Source organism: Brooklawnia sp. (genome assembly GCF_032229645.1).
Taxonomy (GTDB): Bacteria; Actinomycetota; Actinomycetes; order Propionibacteriales; family Propionibacteriaceae; genus Brooklawnia.
The window spans coordinates 1-2,832 of sequence record NZ_JAVTWX010000028.1 but is presented as its reverse complement, the minus strand read 5'-3'; the positions used below and the strand labels follow the sequence as shown (position 1 = coordinate 2,832).

Sequence of the window (2,832 nt, the reverse complement as noted above, 5' to 3'; positions counted from 1 at the left end):
CGATCAGCCGAGCCCAGCCGCGATCAAGACTCTGTGCGCGCAACTCAACAGCGGTGGCAATGTGGCAATGTTCCATATCGTTGGGGTCACGCCCGAGGCGCAGACCATCGAGCAGGCCTTCGGGGGGCGCGCACCCGAGGCCGAAGTGACCATCACCCAGGACGATCTCGATGCGATGCGTGCCGACCTCACCGCGCCCTACGGTCCTATCGATTTCGCCCTGTTCGGCTGCCCGCATCTGAGCATCGACCAGATCACGACCATCGCCGAGATGGTCGATGGCAAGCGGTTGGCGGTGCCGCTATTCGCCATGACCTCGGCCCTCACCTATGACCTGGCCCTGAACATGGGGTATCTCGACACCATCCGACAGGCCGGCGGGGAGATCTTCTCGAACACCTGTATGGATCAGCCGGTGTGGAGATTCCTGGAAGGAAAGACTGGCGTGACCGAATCTCCGAAATGTGCGTATTACACGAAGCGGCGAAGCATGGATTTCGTAATAACGGAACTGGAGAGTGCGGTAGCCGGCGCGCTGATCGGGGCAGTGCAGCGATGACCACCAGCTTCGGTTGCCACGTCATCTCAGAAGGCCTCGCTGAAGGCGAAGTGCTGCACAGTACCGACGCAATCTGTTTCTACCTCGTCGAGCCCGAAACTGGAATCGTGATCGAATCCGGCCATGCGCTGGAGGGTAAGAGCGTGGCGGGCAAGGTCCTTGTCTTTCCGGTTGGCAAGGGCAGCTCAGTGGTGCAGGCGGACGGTCTCTTTCAATTGCTGAAGAATGGCAAGGCCCCCAGCGCGCTGATCACCACCAGCGCCGACACCACGCTGGTGGCCAGTGCCATCATCTTGGAGATCGCCATGTGTGATCGGTTGGACGACAGCTTCTACCAGACAGTTCGTGATGGCGACATCGTCCGAGTCGACTCTGAATCCAAGACAGTGGAGTTGGTGTCATGAAGGCACCGCTGATCTGGATTATTGATGAGGAGTGGCCCGATCATGCCACCGAGATCGAGCTCATCACCGCCGCACTTCCCGATGCCGACATCCGGGAATCCGGATACGACTGGCGTGCCGCTCTCGCTGCCTTCGGCCGCGGGGCCGATCTGATCATCGCCCAGGTTTACGCCGATCTGCCCACTGAATTGATCGGCGGGTTGTTGGGTTGCCGAGGTATAGCGCTGATGGGCGGTGGCTTCGACCGTGTCGACATTGCGACCGCCACCGCGTGTGGGATCCCGGTCTGCAACGTGCAGGGCTACTGCGCCGAAGACATCGCCGACTACGTGATTCAGGCGATCTTGCATGCGCTGCGCCCATTGGACGCACTCGATGCGACCCATCACAACCTTCCGTGGGGGTTGCCCGCGCTCGCGGAGCTGACTCCGCGTCCGAGCTCGAGCACCTTACACATCGTGGGACTGGGACGCATCGGCACGCAGGTTGCACGTAAAGCCCGAGCATTGGGGATGCGTGTGACGGCGAGCGATCAGAAGATCAATGCGGCGAACGCCGCCGGCATTGAGATCGTGGATCTCGACTCTGGTCTGGCCGGCGCCGACTTCGTCTCCCTGCATTGCCCACTGATGACGAGCACGACCGGCCTGATCTCCGAACGCCAGCTGGCACTAATGCGTCCCGGAGCGGTACTCATCAACACCGCGCGTGGTGGTCTGATCGACGAAGGCGCTCTGGCCGATGCGCTCGACAGTGGACACCTGGGCGGCGCGGTCCTCGATGTCGTCCGCGATGAACCTCCCGACGGCGATTCGCCGATATTCGCAAGCCCCAATGTGATCATCACCCCGCATATCTCTTATGCGACCAGTGACTCGCTGCGTGAACTGCGACAGCGGGCCACCGACAATGCACTTGCGATGCTCGCCGGCCGAATGCCATCCGACTGTGTCAATCCAACTGCCCGGGAAGATCACTCGCCCAGGTCCTGTCAGCTCAATCCGATTGGAGTTCAACAATGAAGCACCTCACACGACTCATAGCCGCGTCCACAGCGCTGATTTGCGTCGCGACGCTGAGCGCCTGCGGTTCGGGCGGCAACTCCGGAGGAAACACCTCGGAGTCCGCGGACGCCGACACCGTCCAGATTGCACGGTCAAGCTGGATCGGTTTCTTCCCGATGGATCTTGCCCAGGAGAAGGGTTTCTTCACCGATCATGGCGTCGACGTAGAAATGGTCAGCATCGAAAGCAAGGCCGATTCCAAGAGTGCGCTGGCGGCCGGACGCATCCAGGGCATCACGACCACCGTCGATACCCATCTGATGTCGAGTACCCAAGGTGCCGATGTCGTGATTCCGCTGGTGTTGGACACTTCCACGGGGGCGGACGGTCTGGTGGGCAAGGAGGGGATCGACTCGTTCGCCGACCTGGCCGGCAAGACCGTAGCTCTCGACACCACGGGCGGTGCCAGCTTCTTCTGGTTCAACTATGAACTGCATCAAAACAACATGAAGCTGTCAGATGTCAATGTGCAGTCGATGAGTTCTGGTGACGCAGGTAGTGCCTTCGTCGCAGGCCAGGTCGATGCCGCGATGACCTGGCAGCCATGGCTTGACCGCGCCAAGTCCACGGACTTCGGCCACGTCGTCATGGACAGCGCCGATTCACCAGGGGTGATCGTCGATGCGCTCGGCCTGTCGAGGGAGTACGTCGAGAACAATCCCGAGCAGGTGCAGGGCATCATCGAAGGCTGGTATGACGCATTGGAATACATGCAGACGAACCCGGACGACGCCTTCACGATCATAGGAAGGGTCGCCGACGAGGAGCCCGACGTTATCCGTTCCCAGATGGAGAACGAGATCAG

4 protein-coding genes are annotated in these 2,832 nt (G+C 60.8%); all 4 read left to right on the top strand.

The window, feature by feature from the left end; translation table 11 throughout:
- A partial coding sequence (locus AAFP05_RS01820) for an aconitase X (RefSeq protein ID WP_341728145.1) occupies nucleotides 1-559 on the top strand: 559 nt, incomplete at its 5' end.
- A complete protein-coding gene (locus tag AAFP05_RS01815) occupies nucleotides 556-963 on the top strand; it encodes a DUF126 domain-containing protein (protein ID WP_341728144.1) in 408 nt (135 codons plus the stop codon). The genes AAFP05_RS01820 and AAFP05_RS01815, both read left to right, overlap by 4 nt.
- On the top strand, nucleotides 960-1,985 hold the full coding sequence (locus AAFP05_RS01810; RefSeq protein ID WP_341728143.1) for a C-terminal binding protein: 1,026 nt from the start codon (nucleotides 960-962) through the stop codon (nucleotides 1,983-1,985). The genes AAFP05_RS01815 and AAFP05_RS01810 overlap by 4 nt, the downstream gene beginning before the upstream one ends.
- A partial coding sequence (locus AAFP05_RS01805; RefSeq protein ID WP_341728142.1) for an ABC transporter substrate-binding protein occupies nucleotides 1,982-2,832 on the top strand: 851 nt, incomplete at its 3' end. The genes AAFP05_RS01810 and AAFP05_RS01805, both read left to right, overlap by 4 nt.